Origin of the sequence: Saccharopolyspora flava (genome assembly GCF_900116135.1) — a bacterium.
Lineage (GTDB): Bacteria > Actinomycetota > Actinomycetes > Mycobacteriales > Pseudonocardiaceae > Saccharopolyspora > Saccharopolyspora flava.
The window spans coordinates 663,831-686,645 of the sequence record NZ_FOZX01000003.1; the positions used below are offsets into that span (position 1 = coordinate 663,831).

A 22,815-nucleotide genomic window follows, 5' to 3' on the forward strand; every position below is an offset into this window, starting at 1 on the left:
TTCGAACGTAAGTTCGTCGAACTGCCGTTCGAACATGACCAGATTAGCGACCAGCGATGATCGACTCAAGCGATGCGCTATAGCTCACCTGTTCGAGTGGAGAACCGGCATCGGTGATCATGGGAGCGGAACCGGAAACGCCTTGTCCGGGAGCGAGAAGGACCGCGCGTGCGAGAGGAGTTAGTGTTCGGCCGTGACCGCTGCGCCCTCCCCCAGCTGCGACCGGGTTGTCGAACTGACCACCGAACAGTTGCGAGCGAGACTCCCCGAGGCCCTCCGCATCTACGTGACCGCCATGGGCTACCCGCCCGTGACCGCGCAGCAGCGCGCCCCGATGTGGTCGGCGCACATGCTGCGCGCGGGCTGGCGCTGCATCGGCGCCTTCAACGAGGACGACGAGCTCACCGGCATCGGGTACGGCTACCTCGGCGCCCCCGACCAGTGGTGGCACGAGCAGGTCCGCCGCGGCCTGGAGGACACCGGCGGCGACCCGGATGCGTGGCTCGAGGACTACTTCGAGCTCACCGAGCTGCACGTGCACCCCAGCGCCCAGGGCGCCGGGCTCGGCGAGGAGATCCTGCGCAGGCTGCTCGACGGCGCGCCCGGCGGCAAGGTCCTGCTGTCCACCCCGGAGGGCCCGACCCGCGCCTGGAAGCTCTACCAGCGCGTCGGTTTCCAGGACGTCCTGCGCAACTACAGCTTCACCGGCGACCCCAGGCCCTTCGCCGTCCTCGGCCGTCCTCTGCCGCTGTGAGTGGTCGCCTTGCTTGGCGGTGCGGGTAGCAGAACCTGATCGGCTCCGCGGACTCCGTGCGCCGCTCCTTGAGTATTCGACTCCGCCGCATAGCAGGACCTAGTCCTCGACGTCGAAAACCCCGGTTTTCGCGCGATGAAAACCGGGGTTTTCGACGGCCGCGTCAGAGGTGGGCGAGCTGGTCTCGGAGGGTGTCGAGGCCCATCGAGCCCATCTTGAGGGCTTCGGTGTGGAAGGCCTTGACGTCGAACGCCGATCCGTGGCGCCGGCGGGCCTCGTCGCGGGCGGCGCGCCAGAGGCGTTCGCCGAGCTTGTAGGACGGGGCCTGACCCGGCCAGCCCAGGTAGCGGTCGATCTCGTCGCGGACCTGCGCCGGGTCGGTGATGGTGCGGGAGAGCATGAACTCCAGCCCCAGCTCCGGCGTCCACCGCTCGCCCTCGTGGAACCCGGTCCCGGCCGGGATCTCCAGCTCCAGGTGCATGCCGATGTCGACGACCACGCGCGCGGCGCGGAACAGCTGGTCGTTGAGCATGCCCAGCAGGTCGCCGTCGTCGGAGAGGTAGCCGAGCTCGCGCATCAGCCGCTCCGCGTACAGCGCCCAGCCCTCGCCGTGCCCGGACACGAAGCAGGCCAGCCGCTGGAACTTGTTGAGCCGCTCCGCCTCGTGCACCGAGGTCGCCACCTGCAGGTGATGCCCCGGCACACCCTCGTGGTACACAGTGGACACTTCGCGCCAGGTCGGGAAGTCCTCCCGGTCGGCAGGCACCGACCACCACATCCGGCCCGGGCGCGAGAAGTCGTCGGTGGGACCGGTGTAGTACGCGCCGACACCGCCACCGGGCGGGGCGATCTTGCACTCCAGCCGCATCAAGGCGTCCGGGATCTCGAAGTGCGTTCCGCGCAGGTCCGCCAGGGCCTGGTCGGACAGCCGCTGCATCCACCGCTCGAACTCGCGCTGCCCGCGCACCCGGTAGCGCTCGTCGGCGTCGAGCGCGGCGGCGGCCTCGGCCAGCGACGCCCCCGGCTTGATCCGGTCGGCGACCTGCTTCATCTCCGCCTCGATGCCGGAGAACTCCTGCCAGCCCCACTCGTAGGCCTCGCGCAGGTCCAGCTTCGCGCCGGTGAAGTAGCGGGACCACAGCCGGTAGCGCTCCTCGCCGACCGCGTCCTTCTCCGGCGCCTTGGGCAGCAGGTCGCCGCGCAGGAAGTCGGCCAGCCCCGCGTAGGCCTCGGCGGCCGACTCCGCGGCGGTGTCGAGCTCCCGGCGCAGCGAGTCGTCGATGCCCTGGGCCCGGCCGACCATCGCCGCGAAGAACGACTCGCCGCCGGTGCGCCCGGACCAGGTGTCGCACTGCTCGGCGACCTTGCGGACCTGCCGCGCGGCCGAGACGTCGCCGGAGGCGGCGGCTTCGGCGAGCCCGGCGCGCAGGCCCAGCACCGCGCGCGGCATCGCCTCCAGCCGGCGCCCGATGGTCCGCCAGTCCTCGGCGGTGTCGCCCGGCATGAGGTCGAAGACCTGACGCAGCTCCTGAGCGGGGCTGGCGATGACGTTCAGCGAGGACATGTCCGCGCCGATCTCGTGCAGTTCGAGATCGAGACCCACGCGCTCGGTGAACACCGCCTGCGCGATCCGCTCGGAGTCGTCGGCCGGGGTCGCCTCGCGCACCGCCGCCAGGCTGCGGGCCGCCAGGTCCGCGCGGGCCCGGTGTCCGTCGGGCGAGTAGTCGGTCAGCTCCTCTTCCCCACCGGGCACGCCCAGGTAGGTGCTCGCGATCGGATCCAGCGCCGCCAGCTCGTCGACGAACCGGTCGCTGATCGCGTGTACGCCGTTGTGGTCAACTCCCATGCCGCCACGCTAGCGCGCGCCGAAAGAACCGACGCGATACGACGAAAAGCGGACACCGGAGACGATCACACGAACGGCGAAGGTCGCGCTTCGGTGGCAGCATCCCTCGCGTGGAGGGGAACACACCGCGCCGCGCGCTGAAGTTGATGCTGGTCGTCGTGCTGTGCACGCTGCTCAGCGGCTGCCTGCACGTCCGGGCCGCCATGACGATCTCCGGCCAGGACAAGGTCTCCGGCGACGTGCTGGTGGCCACCGAAACCCCGGACGGCAAGGTGCCGTTCGAGCTGCGGCCCCCGGCCGATCTCGCCGATCGCGTGCACGTGAGCCCCTACAAGGAGGGCACCCGCGTCGGCGCGTCCCTGTCGTTCGACGACCTCTCCTACGACGAGGTGGAGAAGCTCGCCTCCGCGATGAGCCCGACGGACTCGCGCTTCTCGCTGAAGATGTACCGCACCGGTTCGCTGGTGGTCTTCGAGGGATCGGCGGACCTGACGCCGCTGGCCGACACCGACTCCGGCATCGAGCTGAAGATCAGCGCGCCCGGCGAGATCACCACCACCAACGGCGAGGAGAGCGCGGGCACGGTCACCTGGCTGCTGCAGCCGGGCGAGATCACCCAGCCGCAGGCGACCTTCCAGTTCACCACCGGCTCCGGCCTGGACTGGATCGGCTGGGCGCTGCTCGTCTGCGGCGTCGCCATCGTCTCGGCGGCTCTCGTCGGCGCGCTGGCCTTGCGCAATCACCTCCGAACCAGGCCCGGAGCCCGCCTGTAGATCCGTCACTCTCCGGAGTTTTCCCAGCTACGGGGAGCGACGCCGTGGCCCCGCAGGAAGCTGCGCGAACGCATCGCGCAGGATGGAGGTGTGCCTCCCATGTATTCGGCCACCATGCGGGCCCCCGGCGGCAACGCCGACTTCGAAGCTGATCTGCCCGGTCACGTCCAGCGGACGCTGACGGCCTACCTGCAGGCCCGGCGCGACGAGGCGGCCGACCTCGATCCCGCCGTCGGGGCGGCCGTGGCCGAGCTCAACGACTTCGTGCTCGGCGGCGGCAAGCGCATCCGCCCGACCTTCGCCTGGTGGGGCTGGCGGGCCTGCGGCGGCCCGGCCGACGGGCCGGAGGCCGCGGCGATGCTGCAGGCGGCGAGCGCGCTGGAGCTGATCCAGACCTGCGCGCTGGTGCACGACGACCTCATCGACGAGTCCGACACGCGGCGCGGCAAGCCGACCGTGCACCGGCGCTTCCAGCAGCAGCACCGCGACTCCGACTACACCGGCGACGACACCCAGTTCGGCATGGCCGCCGCCGTGCTGCTCGGCGACCTGGCGCTGGCCTGGGCCGACGACATGCTGCACACCTCCGGCATTCCCGCCCAGGCGATGCAGCGGGCGCTGCGGCCGTGGCGGGCGATGCGCACCGAGGTGCTCTCCGGCCAGTACCTGGACGTGCTCGGCCAGGTCGACGTCGACGAGTCGCCCGAGGCCGCGCTGAAGATCTGCCAGCTCAAGGCCGCCTCCTACACCGTGCAGCGACCGCTGGAGATCGGCGCCGAGATCGCCGGGGCGACCCCCGAGGCGCTCGCGGCGCTGCGCCGCTTCGGCTCCGACATCGGCGTGGCGTTCCAGCTGCGCGACGACCTGCTGGGCGTGTTCGGCGACCCGGCGGTCACCGGCAAGCCCGCCGGGGACGACCTGCGCGAGGGCAAGCGCACGGTGCTCATCGCCGAGGCCGTGGCCGAGGCCCGCAGGCGCGAGGCCCAGGACGAGCTGGACCTGCTGCACGAGGTGCTGGGCGACCCGCTGCTCACCGAGGACCGGGTGGAGGCGGCCCGCGAGGTGCTCACCGAGCTGGGCGCGGTCGCCGCCGTGGAGAAGCGGATCACCGAGCTGACCGGGTCGGCGATGCTCGCGCTGCACACCGCCGGACTCGACGAGCCCGCGGCGTCGCGGCTGGCCGAGCTGGCCATCGCGGTCACCGACCGCAGCCACTGATCCGGTGCGCTCGGTCACCGGTCGCACCGACCACGTGGTGATCGTCGGCGCCGGTCTCGCGGGCCTGTCGGCCGCGCTGCACCTGGCGGGCGCCGGACGTCGCGTGACGGTGCTGGAACGCGCCGACGTGCCCGGCGGGCGCGCCGGGCTGCACGAGCTCGACGGCTACCGGATCGACACCGGGCCGACGGTGCTGACCATGCCGGAGCTGCTCGACGAGGCGCTGCACGCGGTCGGCTCGTCGGTGCGCGAACGCCTCGACCTGATCCCGCTGCACCCCGCCTACCAGGCGCGGTTCGCCGACGGCTCGGCGCTGGCGGTGCACACCGACGCCGAGGCGATGGAGCAGGAGGTGCGGCGGCTGGCCGGGCCGCGCGAGGCCGAGGGCTACCGGCGGCTGCGGCGCTGGCTGACCGAGGTCTACCGGGCGGAGATGCACCGGTTCATCGACGCCAACTTCGACTCGCCGCTGGACCTGGTGTCGCCGGAGCTGGCGCGGCTGGTCGCGCTCGGCGGGTTCGGCAGGCTCGGCCCGGCGATCGGGCGGTTCCTGCGCGACGAGCGGGTGCGGCGGGTGTTCTCCTTCCAAGCGCTCTACGCGGGGCTGGACCCGCGCCGAGCGCTGGCGCTGTACGCGGTGATCTCCTACATGGACACGGTCAACGGCGTGTGGTTCCCGCGCGGCGGCATGCACGCGGTGCCGACCGCGATGGCCCAGGCGGCCGCCGGTGCCGGGGTGGAGTTCCGCTACGGCACCGAGGTCACCGGGCTGGAGCGCAGCGGCGAGCGGATCTCGGCGGTGCGCACCGCCCAGGAGCGCATCCCCGCCGACGCCGTGGTGCTCACCCCGGACCTGCCGGTGGTGCACCGGCTGCTGGGCAGCGCCCCGAAGCGCCGGCTGCGCTGGTCGCCGTCGGCGGTGGTGCTGCACGCGGGCACCACGCGCGACTGGGGTTCGGCGCACCACACGATCTCGTTCGGCGAGGCCTGGGCGGACACCTTCACCGAGATCATCCGCGACGGCCGCCCGATGAGTGATCCGTCGCTGCTGATCACCCGGCCGACCGCCAGCGACCCCTCGCTGGCGCCGGAGGGCCGCGATCTGCACTACGTGCTCGCGCCGTGCCCGAACCTGCGGACCGGGCCGATCGACTGGGAGCGCGTCGGCCCCCGCTACCGCGACGAGCTGGTGGGGGCGCTGGAACGGCGGGGTTTCGCGGGTTTCGACGCCGCGATCGAGACCGCGGAGCTGGTGACGCCGCGGGAGTGGGCGGCGCAGGGGCACGCCGCCGGGACGCCGTTCTCGGCCGCGCACACCTTCGCGCAGACCGGACCGTTCCGGCCGCCGAACCTCGTGCGGGGCATGAGCAACGTCGTGCTCGCCGGGTCCGGGACGACGCCGGGCGTCGGCGTTCCGCCGGTGCTGATCTCGGGCAAGCTCGCCGCCCGGCGGATCACGGGCTGACCTCCCCGGTTGGCGAGGTCCCGGCGAGGTGGCGATGATGCGGAGCGGGCCCCGGAGATCACTTGTGTGATCAACTCGTCGGGCCCGCAACACCGCCCAGTGAACTAGGAGTTCGCATGTCCAAGCCGCCGCTGCCGCCCGACGCCGTCGAGCTGCTGCGCCGCGCCAACCCGTCCGTGATCACCACGCTGCGCTCCGACGGAACGCCGGTCTCGACCCCCACCTGGTACCTGTGGGAGGACGACGGCCGAGTGATGATCAACATGGATGCCGGCCGGGTTCGCCTCAAGCACGTCCGGCGCGACCCGCGCGTGACGCTGAGCGTCCTCGACTCCGACGACTGGTACACCCACGTGACCATCGTGGGCCGGGTCACCGAGTTCAAGGACGACGAGGGCCTGGTCGACATCGACCGGCTCGCCCAGCACTACCTCGGCGACAAGTACCCGAACCGGGAGAACCCGCGGGTCACGGCCTACATCGAGGTCGACAAGTGGCACGGCTGGGGCTCCATGAAGGACAACAACCAGCCCGGTTGAGCCGCACCGGCCGCGGGTGGCGCGCGCTGGGCGCCACCCGCGGCGGCGTCAGAAACCCATCGCCTGAGCGCGGCGCTTGACCTCGCGGCCCCGGTCGCCGCGCAGCGCGTCGATCGGGGTGCCCGGGAGCGTGTCGTCGGCGGTGAACAACCAGCGCAGGATCTCGTCCTCGTGGTAGCCGGCGTCCCGGAGCAGGGTGATCGTGCCGGGCAGGCCCTTCACGATCTCGTCGTCGAGGAAGAAGGCGCTGGGCACGCCCAGCTCCTTGTTCCGGCGCAGGGCGAGCAGATGACCATCGCGAATGAGTTGATGCACCCGGGTGACGGACCGGCCGAGCTTCTCAGCCACGGCGGTCAGCGGCACAACCTCCACGTCGGGAGCCAGCACGTCCGGGGCAGCAGGGATTGCAACCACGTCGAACACCTTGCCACATCACCACCCGGCGTGCCGAGCACCGCACGGGTAATCTCGTTGATCAACACCATCGCCCGACCGAGCACCGGTATCGTGCGCGTACCTGCCACAATCGGGGGTGGCAAGGAACCCGGGGAATGGCGAGCGATGACATCTGAGACGCGGCAAGGACAGGGCAACGGCCTCGTCGGAGCCTTCCTCGAGCGTCGCTACCGGGTCGACTCCGTCATCGCCCGCGGCGGCATGTCCACCGTTTACCGAGGCCTGGACACCAGGCTGGAGCGCCCGGTGGCGCTGAAGGTGATGGACGGCCGCTACTCCGGCGACCGCTCGTTCGTCGACCGCTTCGAGCGCGAGGCCCGCGCCGCGGCGAAGCTGCACCACAACGACGTCGTCGCCGTCTACGACCAGGGCGTGGACCACGGCGCCGACGGCGACCACGTGTTCCTGGTCATGGAGCTGGTCGAGGGCTGCACGCTGCGCGACCTGATCATGGACCGGGGCGGCAAGCTGCCGCTGGCGATGGCGCTGAGCGTCATGCAGCCGGTCCTCTCGGCGCTGGCCGCCGCGCACCGCGCGGGCATGGTGCACCGCGACGTCAAGCCGGAGAACGTGCTCATCGGCAACGACGGTTCGGTCAAGGTCGCCGACTTCGGGCTGGTCCGGGCCGCCGCCGAGGCGGGCACCACCAGCGGCAGCATCATCCTGGGCACCGTCGCCTACCTCTCCCCCGAGCAGGTCACCACGGGCGCCGCCGACGCGCGCACCGACGTCTACGCGGCCGGGATCGTGCTCTACGAGCTGCTGACGGGCCGCCCGCCGTACGTCGGCGACACCGCGATGTCGGTGGCCTACCAGCACGTCAACGAGGACGTCCCGTCTCCCGCGCAGACCTCGCCGGAGGTGCCGCCCGCGATCGACGCGCTGGTGCTGCGCGCCACCCGGCGCGACCCGGAGCAGCGGCCCGCCGACGCCGGGGCGTTCCTGGCCGAGCTGGAGCAGGCGCGGACCGATCTGGGCATCGAGCCGGTGGCCGTGCCGGTGCCGGCCTCCGAGGCCCGGACCGCGCTGATGCCGCCGGTCGCCGACCCGCCGACCGAGCAGTTCCCGACCGTGCGCGCGCAGCCGACGCGGATCGAGCAGGTCCCGCCGGCGCAGCCGCCGCGCCAGCACACCCGCGCGCTCGCCCGCCCGGCCACCGACGACTACCACGCCGCCCCGCCGCCCGGCGCGGGCGTGGACCCGCAGCGCCGCCGGGGACGCCGCAGAGGCGCGATGTGGGCCCTGGTCGTGCTGGTGGTGGCCGCGCTGGTGGGCGGGGCCGCGTTCTGGCTCGGCTTCGGCACCTCCGTCGCCGTGCCCAAGGTCGTCGGGGTCTCCGAGCAGCAGGCCGTGCAGTCCCTGGAGGGCGCGGGCCTGAGCGCGAACGTGTCCAGGGAGAACGACAACGACGTGCCGGAAGGCATCGTGCTCAGCTCCAACCCGAGCGAGGGTTCGCAGGTGCGCAGCGGTGGCTCGGTCGACGTCGTGGTCTCGCTCGGCAAGCCCGCGGTCCCGCAGATCGAGGCGGGCATCACGGTCGCCGAGGCCGAGAACCTGATCCGCAACGCCAAGCTGCAGCCCCAGCAGGACTCCTCCAACTCCCGGTACGACCGCAACGTCCCGGAGGGGCGCGTGATCGGCGTCGACCCGGCTCCGGGCACGCGGGTGAACCTCAACTCCGAGGTGTCGCTGATCGTCAGCAAGGGCCCGCCGCCGGTGCAGGTCCCGGACGTGCGCGGGATGAGCCGCGAGGACGCGTTCACCACGCTGAGCAACGCGGGCTTCGACCCCTACGACGCCGGTCAGCAGTTCGACGGCGACATCGACGCGGGCAAGGTGGTCTCCACGAACCCGGCGATCGGCACCGAGGTGAAGCTGGTCGGCAAGCCGCGGATCGGCGTGATCGTGTCCAACGCGGTGCCGGTGCCGAGCCTCAACGGCATGAAGGTCACCGAGGCGCAGGCGCAGGTCGCCCAGCTCGGGTTGCAGCTGAGCGTGCAGGCGCTGTTCCAGCGGGACGACATGGTCATCCTGGGCCAGTACCCGCTGCCGGGCAGTCGGGTGCAGCCGGGCTCGGCCATCCACGTCACGGCGTTCTGATCACCGCAGCGGGGGTCGTCTCTTCAGGGCAAGATCTCCACTCGGCCGTGTGATCCTGATCTCGTGTCCGACTTGTAACGTTTCTCCGACGTGCGGATCTACCTGGGGCGACCCGGGTTTCGAAGATCAGCTCCGGGAACCCGCTCCGACGCGATCTGGCCTGGTCAAAGCCGGATGGGCGGCCGCTTGTGGAACTATTGAGAGCACAATGGCCCCGAGCGTCTCCGTGGAGTCGGCACCCGAACGGTCCGAGCGGACCACCACGACAGCCGACCTGTTCAGTCTCGGCGGGCGTCACCCCGGACGTCCGCTGCCCCGGCGCACCATCGCGCTGGGCGCGATCGGTTCCCTCCTGCTGCTGGCCGGTTCCATCGGCGCCGCCGGAACCCTGATGCACGACCCGATCCTCGGCGACGGCCCGCTGTCGGTGCTGCGCTACGGCCACGGCCGCGACGTCGCCATCACCGCCGTCTACCTCGGCTTCGCCCTGCTCGTGTGGGCGTGGGTGCGGCTCGGGCGCGGCGTGCTCGCCGGACTGGTCACCTCGCGCGGGGTGCTGTGGGCGACGGCCACGTGGCTGGCTCCCGTCCTCGTCGCACCGCCGCTGTTCACCCGCGACGTCTACAGCTACCTCGGGCAGGGCCTGCTGGCGCTGCACGGGCTCGACCCCTACGGCGTGGGCCCGGCGATGCTGACCGGGCCGATCCCGGAGAACGTCCACCCCACCTGGCAGACCACGCCCGCGCCCTACGGGCCGCTGTTCATCGGCGTGGCCAAGGGCGTGATCCTGCTCGCCGGCCACGACGTGATCGCCAGCGTCATCGTGATGCGGCTGGTGCTGCTCGGCGGCCTGGTGCTGCTGATCTGCACGCTGCCGGGCCTGGTCGAGCGGCTGGGCGGGCGGCTGCCGGTCGCGCTGTGGCTGGTGGCGGCGAGCCCGATGACCGTGGTGCACCTGGTCGGCGGCCCGCACAACGACATGCTCATGATCGGCCTGCTCGCGGCCGGGACGCTGGCGATGCTCCGGGGCCGCAACGTGCTCGGCATCGGCCTGGTGTCGGCGGCGATGGCGGTCAAGGCGACCGCGGGCCTGGCCCTGCCGTTCCTGGTGTGGTTGTGGGCCGAGCGGCTGGAGGGCCCCCGGCTGCGCCGCTTCGTGCACGCCGTGGTGCCCGCGCTGGGCGTGTTCGTGGTGGTCTTCGGCGCGTGCACGGCGCTGGCGAAGGTCGGTTTCGGCTGGCTGTCGGCGCTGTCGGCGCCGGGGATGATCGTGAACTACCTGTCGGCGCCGACGGCCGTCGGACAGGCGGTGCACACCGTGCTGTCGCTGTTCGGCGAGCTCAACATCTGGCCCATCGTGGGCACCACCCGGACGCTGGGCTCGATGCTGCTGCTGGCGCTGCTGGCCTGGCACTGGTGGCAGGCGCGCGACGGCGGCACCGAGGCCGTGCGGCGCGCGGCGATCGTGCTGTGCTGCGGCGCGCTGCTCTCCCCCGTCGTGCTGCCCTGGTACCTGACCTGGGGGCTGGCGCTGGGCTCGGCGTTCGCCTGGACGCCGCGAGCCCTTTCCTACGTGGTGGGCGCCTCGATCGCGCTGGTGCTGGCCTACTACCCCGACGGCGAGCAGGCGATGTACAACTGGCCGTTCGTCGCGGTCGGCATCGGCGCGGCCGTGCTGGGCGGGGTGTCGCTGGTGCGCTTCGACCCGCTCGGCCTCAGCGGCCCGATCCGGGACTTCACCCGAGACCTCCGCACCCCGCAGCTCCGCCGCTAGCAACGACGAAGCGGGGCCCGGACGAATCCGGACCGCGCTCGTGTCGATCTGCTCAGCCGCGCAGCATCTCCGCGACGAGGAACGCCAGCTCCAGCGACTGCTGGGTGTTCAGGCGCGGGTCGCAGGCGGTCTCATAGCGGCCGGCCAGGTCGGAGTCGGAGATCTCCTGGGCGCCGCCCAGGCACTCGGTGACGTCCTCGCCGGTCAGCTCGATGTGGATGCCGCCCGGGTGGGTGCCCAGCCGGTTGTGCACCTCGAAGAATCCCTGCACCTCGTCGACGACGCGGTCGAAGTGGCGGGTCTTGTAGCCGGTGCTGGCCTCGTGGGTGTTGCCGTGCATGGGGTCGCACTGCCAGATCACCTGGTGCCCGGAGGCGGTGACCTTCTCGACGATGTCGGGCAGCACGTCGCGCACCTTGCCGTTGCCCATCCGGCTGATCAGCGTGAGGCGGCCCGGCTCGTTGTTCGGGTCCAGCCGCTCGACGTACTCCACGGCCTGGTCGGGCGTGGTCGTCGGGCCGATCTTGAGGCCGATCGGGTTGGAGATCAGCTCGGCGAAGGCGATGTGCGCGCCGTCGAGCTGGCGGGTGCGGTCGCCGATCCACAGGAAGTGGCCGGACAGGTCGTAGAGCTTGGCCTGGTCGCCGCTGGTGTCCAGGCGCAGCATCGCGCGCTCGTAGTCGAGCACGAGCGCCTCGTGGCTGGCGAAGAACTCCACCGAGTGCAGGCTGGAGTCGTCGACGCCGCAGGCGTGCATGAAGCGCAGACCGCGGTCGATCTCGGCGGCGACGGACTCGTAGCGCTCACCCGCCGGGGAGTTGAGCACGAAGTCCTTGTTCCAGTCGTGCACCTTGGTCAGCGCGGCCATCCCGGCGCTGGTCATCGCGCGGGAGAGGTTCATCGCGGCGCTGGCGTTGGCGTAGGCGCGGATGAGCCGCGACGGGTCGTGCCGCCGGGCCTCCTCGGTGGCGACCAGCGAGTTGACCATGTCGCCGCGGTAGGACGGCAGGCCCAGGGCGTCGGTGTCGCTGGAGCGCGGCTTGGCGTACTGACCGGCGATCCGCCCGAGCTTGACCACCGGCATGCTCGCGCCGTAGGTCAGGACGACGGCCATCTGCAGCAGGGTCCGGATGTTGCCGCGGATGTGCGGTTCGGTGTTGTCCGCGAACGTCTCCGCGCAGTCACCCCCCTGCAGCAGAAAGGCCTCGCCGCGCGCGACCGCGGCGAGGTGGCGACGCAGCTGGTCCACCTCCGTGGGCACGGTCACCGGGGGAACGCTCTCCAGCACCTTGCGAACGCTGCCGACCTCTTGGTCCGGCCACGTCGGCTGCTGGGCCGCCGGGCGAGCGAGGGCGTCGTCGAGACGCGCGCGCATCTCCGAGGGCAGCGGAGGCAACTCGGGCAGGTCATCTACGGGGACGTCGACGGTCCAGTTCACGCAGTAAAGAATAGGCGCTCGGTGCCACTGGTTTTCCGCCGGGAGCGCAGTCTCACACTCGGACCCGGGACGTCCGCTACCGGTCGGCGTCGATTCAGATTCCGCCCGCCCACCGACGAGCCACGCTCGTCACACCTCCCCCGCCGAACCGCCGGCGGTTCACAGCCCGCTGACCCCGGCCCACCGCGCGAATCCCTTCAACCCACCGGAAGGCCGCCGCTCCCCGGCGAGCAGCGCGCGCACCGTCTCCCGCACCGACGGATGCGCCCGGACCTGGTGCGGGGAAACCCTGCGCGCGGAGTGGAGCGCGTCCAGCGCGCGATCCCGATCCCCGTGCAACGCCCACGCACGAGCCTGGTCGATGTGGTGACGCGCAACACGCTCCGGCCTCCCGGGGTCGACGATCGTCACCCGGGCACCCCGGCTGACGGCCTCGGTCGCGTCGTAGCGCTCGACCGGGACCGCGCACCAGTGCACGTCGACGTTGAGCTCGCTCGCATCGGTGTTGCAGTAGGGGGCCGCGTCGGCTCCCGCCCGGACCAGCTCGCGGGCCGACCGAACGTGCTCGTCAGCGCGGTCGCCATCACCACCGCGAGCGGCGAGCACCGCCGCGCGCAGGTGCAGCTGCGCCCGCACGCCGAGTCCCCGCGGGTCCGACCGGTCGGCGATGCGGGTCAGCGCGCGATCGAGCAGCCGCGCACCGGACGCGTGGTGCCCGGCCTGGAGGAACTGGCCGGACCGGTGCCAGGCCGAGACCTCCTGGCGGAGCGGATCACCGGTCTCCGGCGCGATCGCCACGTGCCGCTCGGACGCGACCGCGGCGAGGTCCGGATGCCCGAACCTGCCCGCGACGGACGCGCTCAGCCGGTAGGTGTCGTGCAGCATCGCCCGCGCCCGCTCACCGTCGGCCGTGCCCGGTGACGTGTCGCCGACCAGGACGAAGAGGTGGTGCAGGGCCTGCGGGAGCACCCGAGCGAGTTCGGCGTAGCGCTGGGCGGCGCGGAGCTCTTCGGCTCCGTCGAGCGCCGTCCGCAGCTCCGGACCGGTCAGCTCGCGTCCGCTGGGCTGCGGGTCGTCGAAGGCGTGCAGCGCTTCCCGGAGTTCGGGGATGTCGGCCCGCTCGCTGTGGAAATCGGCCACGACGTCGGCCACCCGCACGCCGTGCAGTTCCCGGGCGTCGACGCCGAAGGCCTTCGCGCAGGCCGCGAGGAACGCGGGACTCGGCGGCGTCCGCCCCTGCTCGACCTTCTTGACCAGGCTCGTGGACACGAAGGTGCGCGCGGCGAGCTGCTGCTGCGTCCACCCGGCGAGCTTGCGCAGCACGGCGATCCGAACCCCGGCACCCTCCACCCGAGCATTGTCCCCGCGTTGTCCCTCAGGACCGCAAGTCACTCCTAGTGTCATTCTCGCAACGTTACGTAATCACCAGCGATGGAGGCACGAATGACCCTCGCCGCGCGCCACTTCTGGCTCCCGGTCGCGGACGACTCGCACGGCTACGGCCTGACCCGGCACGCGTTCCGCGGGCGCAGAGCCGACGCCGGTTCCGCCGAACCAGCGCACTGCGGCGAGGTCTTCGCCCTGGCAACACCGTCCGAGATGGACTGGATCTGCGCCCCCACGTGCCAGACCTGCAACGACACGCTCAAATCCGGGTACGCCGACTGATCGCCTCCGGGGCGAGGTTGGTCACCTGGGGACAGTTTTAGTGAGAACTGTCCGGACATTTCGGGCACTGAGCCCCGGCAGTTTGGACTAAAACTGTCCCGCTCCCGGGCCACGACGGCACGTGCGGTCCGAGCGCGCGTCAGTACGCACCGCCGAGCTTGCGGTGGTCCCAGGTGATGGTTCGGGTGGGGGTGAAGCGGAGGCCGACGCGCTTGGCGGCTCGGCCTCGCATGAGTTCGCGGACCCCTTCGTCCTCGGCCTGGGCTTCGGTGAGCTGGCCGTAGCGGACCGCGATGGCCAGGCCGAGGCGCTCGATCTCGTCGGGGCCTTCGAGGACCTCGACGTCGCACTCCAGCGACACGCCGCGCAGTTCCCGGTAGTCCGTGCCGGTTTCGAGCAGCAGGGTGGCGCGCGGGTCGCGGCGCAGGTTCACCGTCTTCTGCGAGGTGCCGTAGGACCAGACCTCGATCGTCGTGCCGTTCGGCACGAACCACATCGGCACCAGGTGCGGACGCCCGTCGGACTTCACGCTGGCCAGGATCACGACCCTGCGCTCGCCGATGAACTCGACGACCTCGTCCTCGGACATGGTGATCTGACCGCGCCGCGACATTGAGCACTCGCTTCCGTTGAGCCGGTGGTGCCTCAATCCTGTGTCGCCGCACCGTCCCCGGTCAACGTGACAGCGTTGCTGTCACATAACGAAGATCAGCGCACCGCCGCCGCTTCCGCTTCCAGGGCGTCTGCGTCGTGGCCGACGGGTTCCCAGCGCTTGGCGAGGAGGGCGACCAGGCCCATGAGCGGGGCGAGGGCGATCACCCAGAAGACGCCGCTGCCCAGAGCCGTGCTCAGCACCGGGAAGAAGAACAGCGCCAGCGTCGAACCGACGCGCAGCGTGCCCTGGTTGAAGCCGAGGCCCGTGCCGCGCATCGACGTCGGGTAGCTCAGCGACGCGAAGCTCATGAAGTGCGCGCCCGGGCCGGAGGCCTGGGCGAACATGAACGCGCCCAGCGCGGCGATCGCGAACAGCACGTAGGCCGCGCCGTCGGGCTTGCCGATCAGCGCCAGCACCACCAGGGAGACCAGCTGGACGGCGAAGCCGACGAAGGTCAGCCTCCACGCGCCGGCCCGGTTCGCCAGCCGGATCCCCAGCACCCCACCGGTGACGGCGAAGACCAGGTTGAGCACCAGCGACGCGCTGATCGTGTTCAGCGCGCCCTGCGCCAGGATGCTCGCGATGATCACCGGCAGCCCGTAGGCGACCGCGTTGTAGCCGAAGGTCTGCGCCAGCCCGATCGTCAGCGCCTGGAAGGTGCGTGCCCGGTACCGCGGCCCGAAGAGCCGCTTGACCTCGGGAAGCCCCTTGCGCTCGGGCTTGCGCGGGACCTCCGCGTCCTCGGCGACCGTCGCGTTCACGCCGTAGGAGCGGGTGAGGATCTCCGCCGCGCGGTGCAGATCGCCGTTGTCGGCCGCCCAGGACGGCGACTCGTTCATGTACTTGTTGCGCACCAGCAGGATCACCAGCGCGGGCACCGCGCCGAAACCGACGGTGAACCGCCACAGCAGACCGTGGTGGGAGTCCGGCAGCAGGAAGTACAGCGCCATGATCACCACGTAGCAGCCGCTGGTCGCCACGTACCAGGCCGTCGACCAGGACGCGGTGCGCGCACCCTTGCTGCCCTTGCCGCGCAACCGGGAGAACTCGGCGAGGAACGCCATCGCGACCGGGATGTCCATGCCCACGCCGATTCCCATCAGGAACCGGCACACGATCAGCACCTCGGCGTTGGGCGCCAGCGCGCAGCCGATCGCGGAGACGACGAAGAACAGCATGTCAGCCATGAAGACCCGGTAGCGGCCGAGCCGGTCCACCAGCACGCCGCCGAACCAGGCGCCGATGATCGCGCCCACGCTGATCGACGCCGTCACCGCACCCGCGCCGAACGAGCTCAGCCCGAACTGCTGCTTGATGTCGGTGATGCCGTAGGCCAGCGAGGTCAGGTCGTAGGCGTCGAGGAAGATCCCGCCCAGCGCCAGCAGCACGATCATCTTCGCGTGGCTGCCGCGCGCCGCACCCGAGTTGACCAGTTCGGTGACGTCCTGCGCCGAGCGGATGAGCACCGGCGGGCGCTCGGCGGCGGATTGGGTGGACACGCGGGCTCCTTCGCGGGGAACGGGAACACGGCCGCGACCCCGGCGAGGGGCCTACGAACCGTTCGAACGGCGAAGGAAGAGCCTAACCGGACGAGCACCCTCGTCCACATGCTGGAACGCGGGGCACCGCGGTGGGTGCCCCGCGTTCGCGTGGGGATCAGCCGAAGAGGACTTCTGCTTCGGCGAGGCGTTCCTTGGGGACCGTCTTGAGGGAGGCCGTGGCCTCGCGGAGCGGGACCCGGACGATGTCGGTGCCGCGCAGGGCGACCATCTTGCCGAAGTCGCCCTCGGCGACGGCGTCGATGGCGTGCAGGCCGAAGCGGGTGGCCAGCACCCGGTCGTAGGCCGTGGGGGTGCCGCCGCGCTGGGTGTGGCCGAGCACGACCGCGCGGGACTCCTTGCCGGTGCGGTGAGCGATCTCCTCGGCCAGCCAGGTGCCGACGCCGCCGAGCCGGACGTGCCCGAAGGCGTCCTTCTCGCCGCCGGCCAGCAGCTCCTGCCCGCCCTCCGGGATGGCGCCCTCGGCGACGACGATGATCGGCGCGTACTGGCGCTCGAAGCGCTGCTGCACCCAGTCCACGACGCGCTCGACGCTGAACTCCTGCTCCGGCACCAGGATCACGTTGGCGCCGCCGGCCAGACCTGAGTGCAGCGCGATCCAGCCCGCGTGCCTGCCCATCACCTCGACGACCAGCGCGCGGTGGTGCGACTCGGCGGTGGTGCGCAGCCGGTCGATCGCCTCGGTCGCGATGTGCACCGCGGTGTCGAAGCCGAAGGTGTAGTCGGTGGCGTCGAGGTCGTTGTCGATCGTCTTGGGCACGCCCACCACCGGCACGCCGTCGGCGGTGAGCTTCTCGGCCACGCCGAGCGTGTCCTCACCGCCGATGGCGATCAGCGCGTCGATCCGATGCTCGGCGACGGTGGCCTTGAGCCGCTCCACTCCCCCGTCGACCTGGTAGGGATTGGTGCGGGAGGAGCCGAGGATGGTGCCGCCCCGGTTGAGGATCTCCTCCACCTTGTCCAGCGTCAGCGGCGTCGTCAGGCCCTCGATCGGACCGAGCCAGCCGTTCCGGAATCCGATGATCTCGTGGCCGAAGACCGAGATCCCCTTGCGGGTCACGGCGCGGAGCACCGCGTTGAGCCCCGGGCAGTCGCCGCCACCGGTCAGTACTCCGACACGCATTCCAGCGGGCATCGCTGTTGCCGCCTCCTCGAATCCAACCCATGAGTGATCCACGTCTCCCCCTCGGGGACAGAGTTTCACGGACTGGATCGGTGCAGCAAGGACTTGGCCCGATTACCCTCCGGTATTCACCTGTTCACAGCGAGTGCCCGGCTCAGAGCGGGTATCCGCGCTTGCGCTGGATCTCCTCGATGACCTTCCAGCGCTCCAGGTTGTGCTTGGCATCGGCGAGCGCGTCGTGCGCGTTGTCCGGGGCCGACGGCAGCTTCGGCTTGCCGACGTCCTCCCAGCGCTGCCTCAGGTCGCGGGTGAACTTGGGGATGCGCGAGGGCAGCGTCGGCATCGGGCCCCACAGCTGGGCCAGCGCCACGTGGTCGTAGGCCGCGTACCAGGCCCACAGCTCGATGTTCCCGCTGCGAGAGGTCAGGAACTTGTAGAGGTCCTCGCGGATGCGCGCCCGCGACTTCCACACCTGCTCGGCCGGCGGCGGCAACTGCGGCAGGACGTGCTGGCGCACCCAGGCGCCCGCCCGGGCGGCGTCGAACTCGGTGGACACCGCGTAGAACTCGCGACCGGTCTCGTCGACCACACCGATCGACACCAGATCGATGGTCCGCCCGTCCTCGATGAACTCGCAGTCGTAGAAGTACCGCACCCGGAAAGCGTATGCGCCGCTGCTCCGGCGCTCGGGCTCGGCCCGTCAGCCCGCCTTGGACTCCGGCAGCCGGGACGCGGAACTGCTGCTCCAGCCGCCCAGGTCCTTGCCCTGCGCGGCCAGCTCGTCCTTGACCTTCGCGGCGTAGACGTCGACGTACTCCTGGCCGGAGAGCTCCATCAGGGCGTACATGATCTCGTCGGTGATCGAGCGCTCCACGAAGCGGTCACCGGCCATGCCCTCGTAGCGGGAGAAGTCCAGCGGCTCGCCGACCTTGACCACGACCTTGTGCGGCCACCACATCTTGGAGCCGATCGGGTTGACCTTGTCGGTGCCGAACATCGCGATCGGGATCACCGGCTTGCCCGACTCCAGCGCCATCCGCGCCACACCGGTCTTGCCCTTGTAGAGCCGGCCGTCGGGCGAGCGGGTGCCCTCCGGGTAGACGCCCAGCAGCTTGCCCTCGCTGAGCAGCCGCACGCCCGTGTCGAGGGCGGCCTGCGCGGCGGCACCGCTGGAGCGGTCGATCGGCACCTGGCCGACGCCGGAGAAGAAGGCCTTCTTGAGCTTGCCGCGCACGCCCTTGCCGGTGAAGTACTCGCGCTTGGCCAGGAACGTCACCCGGCGCGGCATCATCAGCGGCATGAAGAACGAGTCGGCGACGGCCATGTGATTGCTGACCAGGATCGCGCCACCGTCGCGCGGAACGTGCTCGACCCCGTCGACGCGCGGGCGGCAGAACAACTTCATGAGGGGACCGAGCAGTAGGTGTTTCATCACCCAGTACATCACGGCGCCGCCGCCTCCTCACGCGTGAAATGGTGCTGTTCAGCCTACGGAGCACCCACTTTGCGCACAATGCGCACCCGCCCGGAAACCGATCACGTCACACCTGGTATGGACGAATTCCGGTCCGCGGATCGTCCGGGCGAGCCGGTCCCGAACGTCGGCGACGCGTGCGACGATAGGTCCGGCTTGACCGGTGCCGCGGTGCGCGACCGGATTGGGAGGTACGCCGGTGGGAGGTGCAGGGTCCGTGCTCGTCGGGGCAGAACCGTTCGCGCACGAGGGGTCCGAGGACATCGGCGTGCTGCTGTGCCACGGATTCACCAGCACTCCGCAGAGCATGCGGGCGTGGGCCGAGCACCTGGCCGAGGCCGGGTTGTCCGTGCGCTGCCCGCTGCTGCCCGGGCACGGCACGCGGTGGCAGGACCTCAACCGCACGACCTGGCGCGACTGGTACGGCGCCGTCGAGCAGGCGCTCGACGAGCTGCGCGGCCGGTGCCGGACGGTGTTCGTCTTCGGCCTGTCGATGGGCGGCACGCTGACGCTGCGGCTCGCCGAGCAGCACCCGGACATCGCCGGGATCGTGCTGGTCAACCCGTCGGTGATGACCTTGCGCAAGGAGGCCAAGCTGCTGCCGGTGATCAGCCGCGTGGTGCCGTCGCTGGCGGCGATCGCCGGGGACATCGCCAAACCCGGGGTCGTGGAGCTGGCCTACTCGCGGATGCCGCTGCGCGGCATGGCGAGCCTGCAGCAGCTGTGGGGCGTGGTGCGGGCCGATCTGGCATCCGTGCGGCAACCGTTGCTTCTGCTGCACTCGGCGGTCGATCATGTCGTGGAGCCGGAGAACTCCGCGATCGTGCTGAACGAGGTGGGCAGCGAGGACGTCACCGAGGTGGTGCTCGACGACAGCTACCACGTCGCGACCCTCGATCACGACGCGCCGCGGATCTTCGGCGACAGCGTCGAGTTCGTGCACCGTGTCCATCGCGAACGGGTCGGGGAAACCGTATGAGCGCGCGCCACAACCCCTCCGACGGTCCGGAGGACATCGATGCCGCCTTCGCGGAGATCGTCGCCGACCTGGAGCGCGACGAGAAGTTCGGGAAGTGGCCCGGCGACGACGAGCGGTCCGGCGAGGACGGGTCCGCTGAGGACTCCGGCGCGACCGAGGCCCCGAAACCGGCCGAGACACCCGCCGCCCGGCCGCAGTCCGAGGGGCCGCGCGACTGGACCCCGGCCGAGGAGGAGGAAGAGCACTTCGTCCCTCCGGAGCCCCCGCCGATGCCGATCCCGAGCGCGGCGACGTTCCTGGGCATCGGCATCGTGGTCGTCGGCCTGCTGGTGCTGCTCGTGCCCGGCATCGCGGGCATCGGGGCGACCGCGAAGCTCCCGCTGGGCCTGGTGCTGATCAGCGCCGGGATCGGCTGGCTGCTGTTCCGCCTGCGCCGGACCCCGCCCCAGGACGAGGACGACGACGGCGCGCAGGTCTGAGGCGGCCGTTCCTCCGGGCCCCGATCAGCGGACCTTCGGTCCGGTGAGGACGTGCTCGCGGGCTATGGCCGCCGCGCCGATCATCGCCGCCGGGTCGCCGTGGTGGGCGACGCGGACGCGGGCGAGCGGGCGGTGGCCGGAACCGGTGACGGCGGCGGCGTAGCGCTCGCGGGCCCGGTCCAGGAACAGGTGCGCCGAGTCCGAGACACCGCCCGAGATCACCACGACCTCCGGGTCGTAGACGTCGGCGACCAGCGCCAACCCCTCCCCCAGCCAGCGCGCCAGGTCGTCCACGGCGCGCAGCGCGAGCTCGTCGCCGGCGTCGGCCGCGCGGGCCACCTCGACACCGGTCGGCAGGTTCGTGGCGCCGAGCTCGGCGGCCGTGGCGGCCAAGGCGGTGCCGCTGCAGTAGCGCTCCCAGCAGCCGCGCTTGCCGCACGGGCACTCGCGGCCGTCCGGCACCAGGCGCAGGTGGCCCAGCTCGGGGGCGACGCCGAACGCGCCGCGGAAGACCTCGCCGTTGATCACCAGCGCCCCGCCGATGCCGGTGCCGATGGCCACCAGCGCGGCCACCCGGGCGCCGACGGCGGCGCCGAAGCGCTGCTCGGCCACGGCGGCCGCGTTCGCGTCGTGCTCCAGCACCACCGGCAGGCCCAGGCGGTGGGAGAGCTCGTCGGCGACGGCGACGTGCCGCCACGGCAGGTGCGGCGCGAACCGCACCATCCGCAGGTCCTCGCTGACGAACCCGGCCACCGCCAGGCCCACGCCGTCGACCGGGTAGGTGTCGGTGAGCACCCGGACGGTGTCGGCGATCGCCGAGTTGAGCTCGGAACCGGTCTTCGGGGTCGGCACCCGGTGCGTCCGCAGGATCTGGCCGTGCTCGTCCACCACGGCCGCGCGCGCACTGGTCCCGCCCACGTCCACGCCGATGGTCAGCACACCGCGTCGCTCTCCGCCAGCACCGGTCCCGAGACCCGCTCGACCTGGATGCGCTGCACCTTCGGCTCCTCCGGTTCGGTCTCCTCGTCGGCGGGCGTCTCGTTCGCCGCGGTCCCGGAGTGCTCGATCAGCGCCTGGCGCAGCAGCTGCACGATGCCCAGCAGCTGATCGTGGAGCTCGGGGCGCTGCCCGCGGGCCAGCGCCATCGCCGCGCACAGCGGGCACCAGCCGCAGCCGGCCTCGCCCCGCTCCGGCGTCTGCTCGCAGCCGCGCAGGTACTCCTCGGCCTTGCCGGCCAGCGCGTCCAGCAGCAGCCGCAGCTCTTCGAGCAGTCGATCGTGCTCGCGCATCTCGCCTCACCGCATCCAGAGATCGGGGTCGGGACGGAACCGCACCGTCAGCCCGTCGTCACCGGCCACGGCCGAGGTCACCACGCACCGCTGCAGCACAGCGGGCAGGGCCACGAGCCGTCGCCGACCGTCGACGGTAATCGCCAGCTCCGGGCCGATCCGGGCCAGGTCCAGCTCGGCCGCCGGGTGCAGCGGCAGTCCGATGCGCAGCGTGTACTCCGAGTCCAGCGACCGGCCGCCGCCACCGACGCGCATCTGCGGGACGTCGGCGTCGTTGGCGAGCGGGTCGCCGTCGCCGTAGAGCTCGGCGCCCAGGTCCAGCAGCTGCTCGGTGCCGACGGGTTCGGCGGCCCGGTGCTCCACGGTGCGCAGCGGCAGGTCGGTAGCCGCGCGCAGCTCGTCGAGGACCTGCTCCTGCTCCCGGCGGCGGGTCCGCAACCAGCTCGCCGCGTCGCCGCGGGCCGGACCCGGGTGCGGGACCAGGCGGTTGGCGACCAGCCCGTCGACGCGGATGCGCTGCAGCGCCAGGGCGGTCAGCGTCCGGCGGGTCTCGGCGGCGACCACCGATTCCGGCGTGAGCACCAGGCGGACGCTGGTACCGGGGTCGGTGAGCATGTCCTTGAGCGCGGCCAGCTGCTCGGCGAGCCTGCCGAGCCCGTCGGCCACGGCGTCCCAGCGGTCGACCTGATCGCTGCCCGCGATCCCGGCCAGCAGACCGCGAACGGCCCTGCGGTGCGCGGGGAACAGCCGCTCCAGATATCCGGCCAGGGACTCCGGCAGGGCCAGCAGCCGCAGCGTCTCGGCGGTCGGGCCGCAGTCGACGATGACGGTGTCCCACAGGCCTGTTCCGGCGAGCCGGTGCACCTCGGCCAGCGCCAGCAGGTCCTCGACGCCCGGCAGGACGGTGAGCTCCTCGGCGTCGACCTCGCCGATCCCCGCGCCGCGCAACAGGGTTCGCAGGTGTTCCCGCAGTTCGCGCCAGGTGCCGTCGACCAGTCCCCGGGTCTGCACCTCGGCGGCGTGCAGGGCGGCGCCGGTCTCGCCGACGCGGACCTCGCGGGGCTGCGCACCGAGGTCGGCGCCCAGCGCGTCGGCCAGCGAGTGCGCCGGATCGGTCGACACGGCCAGCACCTTGCCGCCCTCGCCCGCGACGCGCGCGGCGGTGGCCGCGGCCAGGGTCGTCTTGCCGACCCCGCCCTTTCCGGTGAACAGCAGGATGCGCAATG

The 22,815-nt window shown here is 71.7% G+C and carries 22 protein-coding genes; 10 read left to right on the forward strand and 12 right to left on the reverse strand.

All coding sequences use genetic code 11. The features are described from left to right. The first annotated feature begins 193 nt into the window (after positions 1-193). Complete coding sequence (locus tag BM424_RS12895) at positions 194-754, forward strand: GNAT family N-acetyltransferase (RefSeq protein WP_093416682.1); 561 nt, start codon at positions 194-196, stop codon at positions 752-754. A gap of 163 nt (positions 755-917) precedes the next feature. Here BM424_RS12895 and BM424_RS12900 read toward each other — a convergent pair whose 3' ends face one another. Then, entirely contained in the window at positions 918-2,600 is a 1,683-nt protein-coding gene (locus BM424_RS12900; RefSeq protein ID WP_093416685.1) for a DUF885 domain-containing protein, read from the reverse strand. A gap of 110 nt (positions 2,601-2,710) precedes the next feature. On the opposite strand from BM424_RS12900, the gene BM424_RS12905 reads away from it, so the two are divergent. The 4 genes from BM424_RS12905 (at position 2,711) to BM424_RS12920 (ending at position 6,595) form a co-directional block, all read left to right on the forward strand. Further along, the gene (locus tag BM424_RS12905; RefSeq protein ID WP_093416687.1) at positions 2,711-3,373 is read left to right on the forward strand and encodes a DUF3153 domain-containing protein; all 663 of its coding nucleotides are present in this window, start codon (positions 2,711-2,713) and stop codon (positions 3,371-3,373) included. Between the two features lie 99 nt (positions 3,374-3,472). Further along, positions 3,473-4,591, forward strand: coding sequence for a polyprenyl synthetase family protein (locus BM424_RS12910; RefSeq protein WP_245775805.1), 1,119 nt, complete (start codon positions 3,473-3,475; stop codon positions 4,589-4,591). A gap of 4 nt (positions 4,592-4,595) precedes the next feature. Further along, positions 4,596-6,056 carry a phytoene desaturase family protein gene (gene crtI / locus BM424_RS12915; protein ID WP_093416690.1) on the forward strand — a complete coding sequence of 487 codons (1,461 nt, stop codon included), beginning with the start codon at positions 4,596-4,598 and terminating at the stop codon, positions 6,054-6,056. Positions 6,057-6,172: 116 nt separating this feature from the next. Continuing rightward, positions 6,173-6,595 carry a PPOX class F420-dependent oxidoreductase gene (locus BM424_RS12920; RefSeq protein WP_093416692.1) on the forward strand — a complete coding sequence of 141 codons (423 nt, stop codon included), beginning with the start codon at positions 6,173-6,175 and terminating at the stop codon, positions 6,593-6,595. Between the two features lie 48 nt (positions 6,596-6,643). Here the strand turns inward: BM424_RS12920 and BM424_RS12925 are convergent, their stop codons facing one another. Continuing rightward, positions 6,644-7,009 carry an Rv2175c family DNA-binding protein gene (locus tag BM424_RS12925; protein WP_175548061.1) on the reverse strand — a complete coding sequence of 122 codons (366 nt, stop codon included), beginning with the start codon at positions 7,007-7,009 and terminating at the stop codon, positions 6,644-6,646. A 147-nt stretch (positions 7,010-7,156) separates the two neighbouring features. Between BM424_RS12925 and pknB the strand changes: the two genes are divergently transcribed. Beyond that, positions 7,157-9,151, forward strand: a complete 1,995-nt coding sequence (gene pknB / locus BM424_RS12930) for a Stk1 family PASTA domain-containing Ser/Thr kinase (RefSeq protein WP_093416695.1) — start codon at positions 7,157-7,159, stop codon at positions 9,149-9,151. Between the two features lie 208 nt (positions 9,152-9,359). After that, positions 9,360-10,925 carry a polyprenol phosphomannose-dependent alpha 1,6 mannosyltransferase MptB gene (mptB, locus tag BM424_RS12935; RefSeq protein WP_093416697.1) on the forward strand — a complete coding sequence of 522 codons (1,566 nt, stop codon included), beginning with the start codon at positions 9,360-9,362 and terminating at the stop codon, positions 10,923-10,925. Between the two features lie 52 nt (positions 10,926-10,977). On the opposite strand, the gene BM424_RS12940 is transcribed toward mptB, so the two are convergent. Beyond that, the gene (locus tag BM424_RS12940) at positions 10,978-12,363 is read right to left on the reverse strand and encodes a class II 3-deoxy-7-phosphoheptulonate synthase (protein ID WP_093416700.1); all 1,386 of its coding nucleotides are present in this window, start codon (positions 12,361-12,363) and stop codon (positions 10,978-10,980) included. 159 nt (positions 12,364-12,522) lie between these two features. Further along, positions 12,523-13,713, reverse strand: a complete 1,191-nt coding sequence (locus BM424_RS12945) for a helix-turn-helix domain-containing protein (protein ID WP_175548062.1) — start codon at positions 13,711-13,713, stop codon at positions 12,523-12,525. 93 nt (positions 13,714-13,806) lie between these two features. On the opposite strand from BM424_RS12945, the gene BM424_RS12950 reads away from it, so the two are divergent. Next, positions 13,807-14,031, forward strand: a complete 225-nt coding sequence (locus tag BM424_RS12950; protein WP_093416705.1) for a hypothetical protein — start codon at positions 13,807-13,809, stop codon at positions 14,029-14,031. Positions 14,032-14,170: 139 nt separating this feature from the next. On the opposite strand, the gene BM424_RS12955 is transcribed toward BM424_RS12950, so the two are convergent. From BM424_RS12955 to BM424_RS12975, 5 genes are all read right to left on the reverse strand, one after another. Next, the gene (locus tag BM424_RS12955) at positions 14,171-14,644 is read right to left on the reverse strand and encodes a PPOX class F420-dependent oxidoreductase (RefSeq protein WP_093416707.1); all 474 of its coding nucleotides are present in this window, start codon (positions 14,642-14,644) and stop codon (positions 14,171-14,173) included. Between the two features lie 95 nt (positions 14,645-14,739). Then, a complete protein-coding gene (locus tag BM424_RS12960) occupies positions 14,740-16,185 on the reverse strand; it encodes an MFS transporter (protein WP_093416710.1) in 1,446 nt (481 codons plus the stop codon). Between the two features lie 157 nt (positions 16,186-16,342). Continuing rightward, positions 16,343-17,368, reverse strand: a complete 1,026-nt coding sequence (locus tag BM424_RS12965) for a 6-phosphofructokinase (RefSeq protein ID WP_093416712.1) — start codon at positions 17,366-17,368, stop codon at positions 16,343-16,345. A 154-nt stretch (positions 17,369-17,522) separates the two neighbouring features. Next, the gene (locus BM424_RS12970) at positions 17,523-18,023 is read right to left on the reverse strand and encodes a polyadenylate-specific 3'-exoribonuclease AS (RefSeq protein WP_093416715.1); all 501 of its coding nucleotides are present in this window, start codon (positions 18,021-18,023) and stop codon (positions 17,523-17,525) included. A gap of 45 nt (positions 18,024-18,068) precedes the next feature. Beyond that, positions 18,069-18,815, reverse strand: coding sequence for a lysophospholipid acyltransferase family protein (locus BM424_RS12975; RefSeq protein ID WP_093416717.1), 747 nt, complete (start codon positions 18,813-18,815; stop codon positions 18,069-18,071). A gap of 244 nt (positions 18,816-19,059) precedes the next feature. Between BM424_RS12975 and BM424_RS12980 the strand changes: the two genes are divergently transcribed. Together BM424_RS12980 and BM424_RS12985 are read left to right on the forward strand one after the other, a co-directional pair. Continuing rightward, on the forward strand, positions 19,060-19,821 hold the full coding sequence (locus BM424_RS12980; protein WP_093416720.1) for an alpha/beta hydrolase: 762 nt from the start codon (positions 19,060-19,062) through the stop codon (positions 19,819-19,821). Further along, complete coding sequence (locus tag BM424_RS12985; protein ID WP_093416722.1) at positions 19,818-20,300, forward strand: hypothetical protein; 483 nt, start codon at positions 19,818-19,820, stop codon at positions 20,298-20,300. Before BM424_RS12980 ends, BM424_RS12985 begins: the two co-directional genes overlap by 4 nt. A gap of 24 nt (positions 20,301-20,324) precedes the next feature. On the opposite strand, the gene BM424_RS12990 is transcribed toward BM424_RS12985, so the two are convergent. The 3 genes from BM424_RS12990 to BM424_RS13000 are packed head-to-tail and all read right to left on the reverse strand — an operon-like array spanning position 20,325 to position 22,813. Beyond that, on the reverse strand, positions 20,325-21,239 hold the full coding sequence (locus BM424_RS12990) for an ROK family protein (protein WP_093416725.1): 915 nt from the start codon (positions 21,237-21,239) through the stop codon (positions 20,325-20,327). Beyond that, positions 21,233-21,589 carry a hypothetical protein gene (locus tag BM424_RS12995; RefSeq protein ID WP_093416727.1) on the reverse strand — a complete coding sequence of 119 codons (357 nt, stop codon included), beginning with the start codon at positions 21,587-21,589 and terminating at the stop codon, positions 21,233-21,235. Before BM424_RS12995 ends, BM424_RS12990 begins: the two co-directional genes overlap by 7 nt. A gap of 6 nt (positions 21,590-21,595) precedes the next feature. Then, positions 21,596-22,813, reverse strand: a complete 1,218-nt coding sequence (locus BM424_RS13000; RefSeq protein WP_093416730.1) for an ArsA family ATPase — start codon at positions 22,811-22,813, stop codon at positions 21,596-21,598. Between the last annotated feature and the right edge of the window lie 2 nt (positions 22,814-22,815).

Excerpts from the sequence above, each read along its gene's own strand:
- BM424_RS12910 (WP_245775805.1), top strand. The coding sequence starts at position 3,473 with ATGTATTCGGCCACCATGCGGGCCCCCGGCGGCAACGCCGACTTCGAA.
- BM424_RS12995 (WP_093416727.1), bottom strand. The coding sequence starts at position 21,589 with ATGCGCGAGCACGATCGACTGCTCGAAGAGCTGCGGCTGCTGCTGGAC.
- BM424_RS12920 (WP_093416692.1), top strand. The coding sequence starts at position 6,173 with ATGTCCAAGCCGCCGCTGCCGCCCGACGCCGTCGAGCTGCTGCGCCGC.
- BM424_RS12900 (WP_093416685.1), bottom strand. The coding sequence starts at position 2,600 with ATGGGAGTTGACCACAACGGCGTACACGCGATCAGCGACCGGTTCGTC.
- pknB (WP_093416695.1), top strand. The coding sequence starts at position 7,157 with ATGACATCTGAGACGCGGCAAGGACAGGGCAACGGCCTCGTCGGAGCC.
- BM424_RS12955 (WP_093416707.1), bottom strand. The coding sequence starts at position 14,644 with ATGTCGCGGCGCGGTCAGATCACCATGTCCGAGGACGAGGTCGTCGAG.
- BM424_RS12950 (WP_093416705.1), top strand. The coding sequence starts at position 13,807 with ATGACCCTCGCCGCGCGCCACTTCTGGCTCCCGGTCGCGGACGACTCG.
- BM424_RS12985 (WP_093416722.1), top strand. The coding sequence starts at position 19,818 with ATGAGCGCGCGCCACAACCCCTCCGACGGTCCGGAGGACATCGATGCC.
- mptB (WP_093416697.1), top strand. The coding sequence starts at position 9,360 with ATGGCCCCGAGCGTCTCCGTGGAGTCGGCACCCGAACGGTCCGAGCGG.
- BM424_RS12965 (WP_093416712.1), bottom strand. The coding sequence starts at position 17,368 with ATGCGTGTCGGAGTACTGACCGGTGGCGGCGACTGCCCGGGGCTCAAC.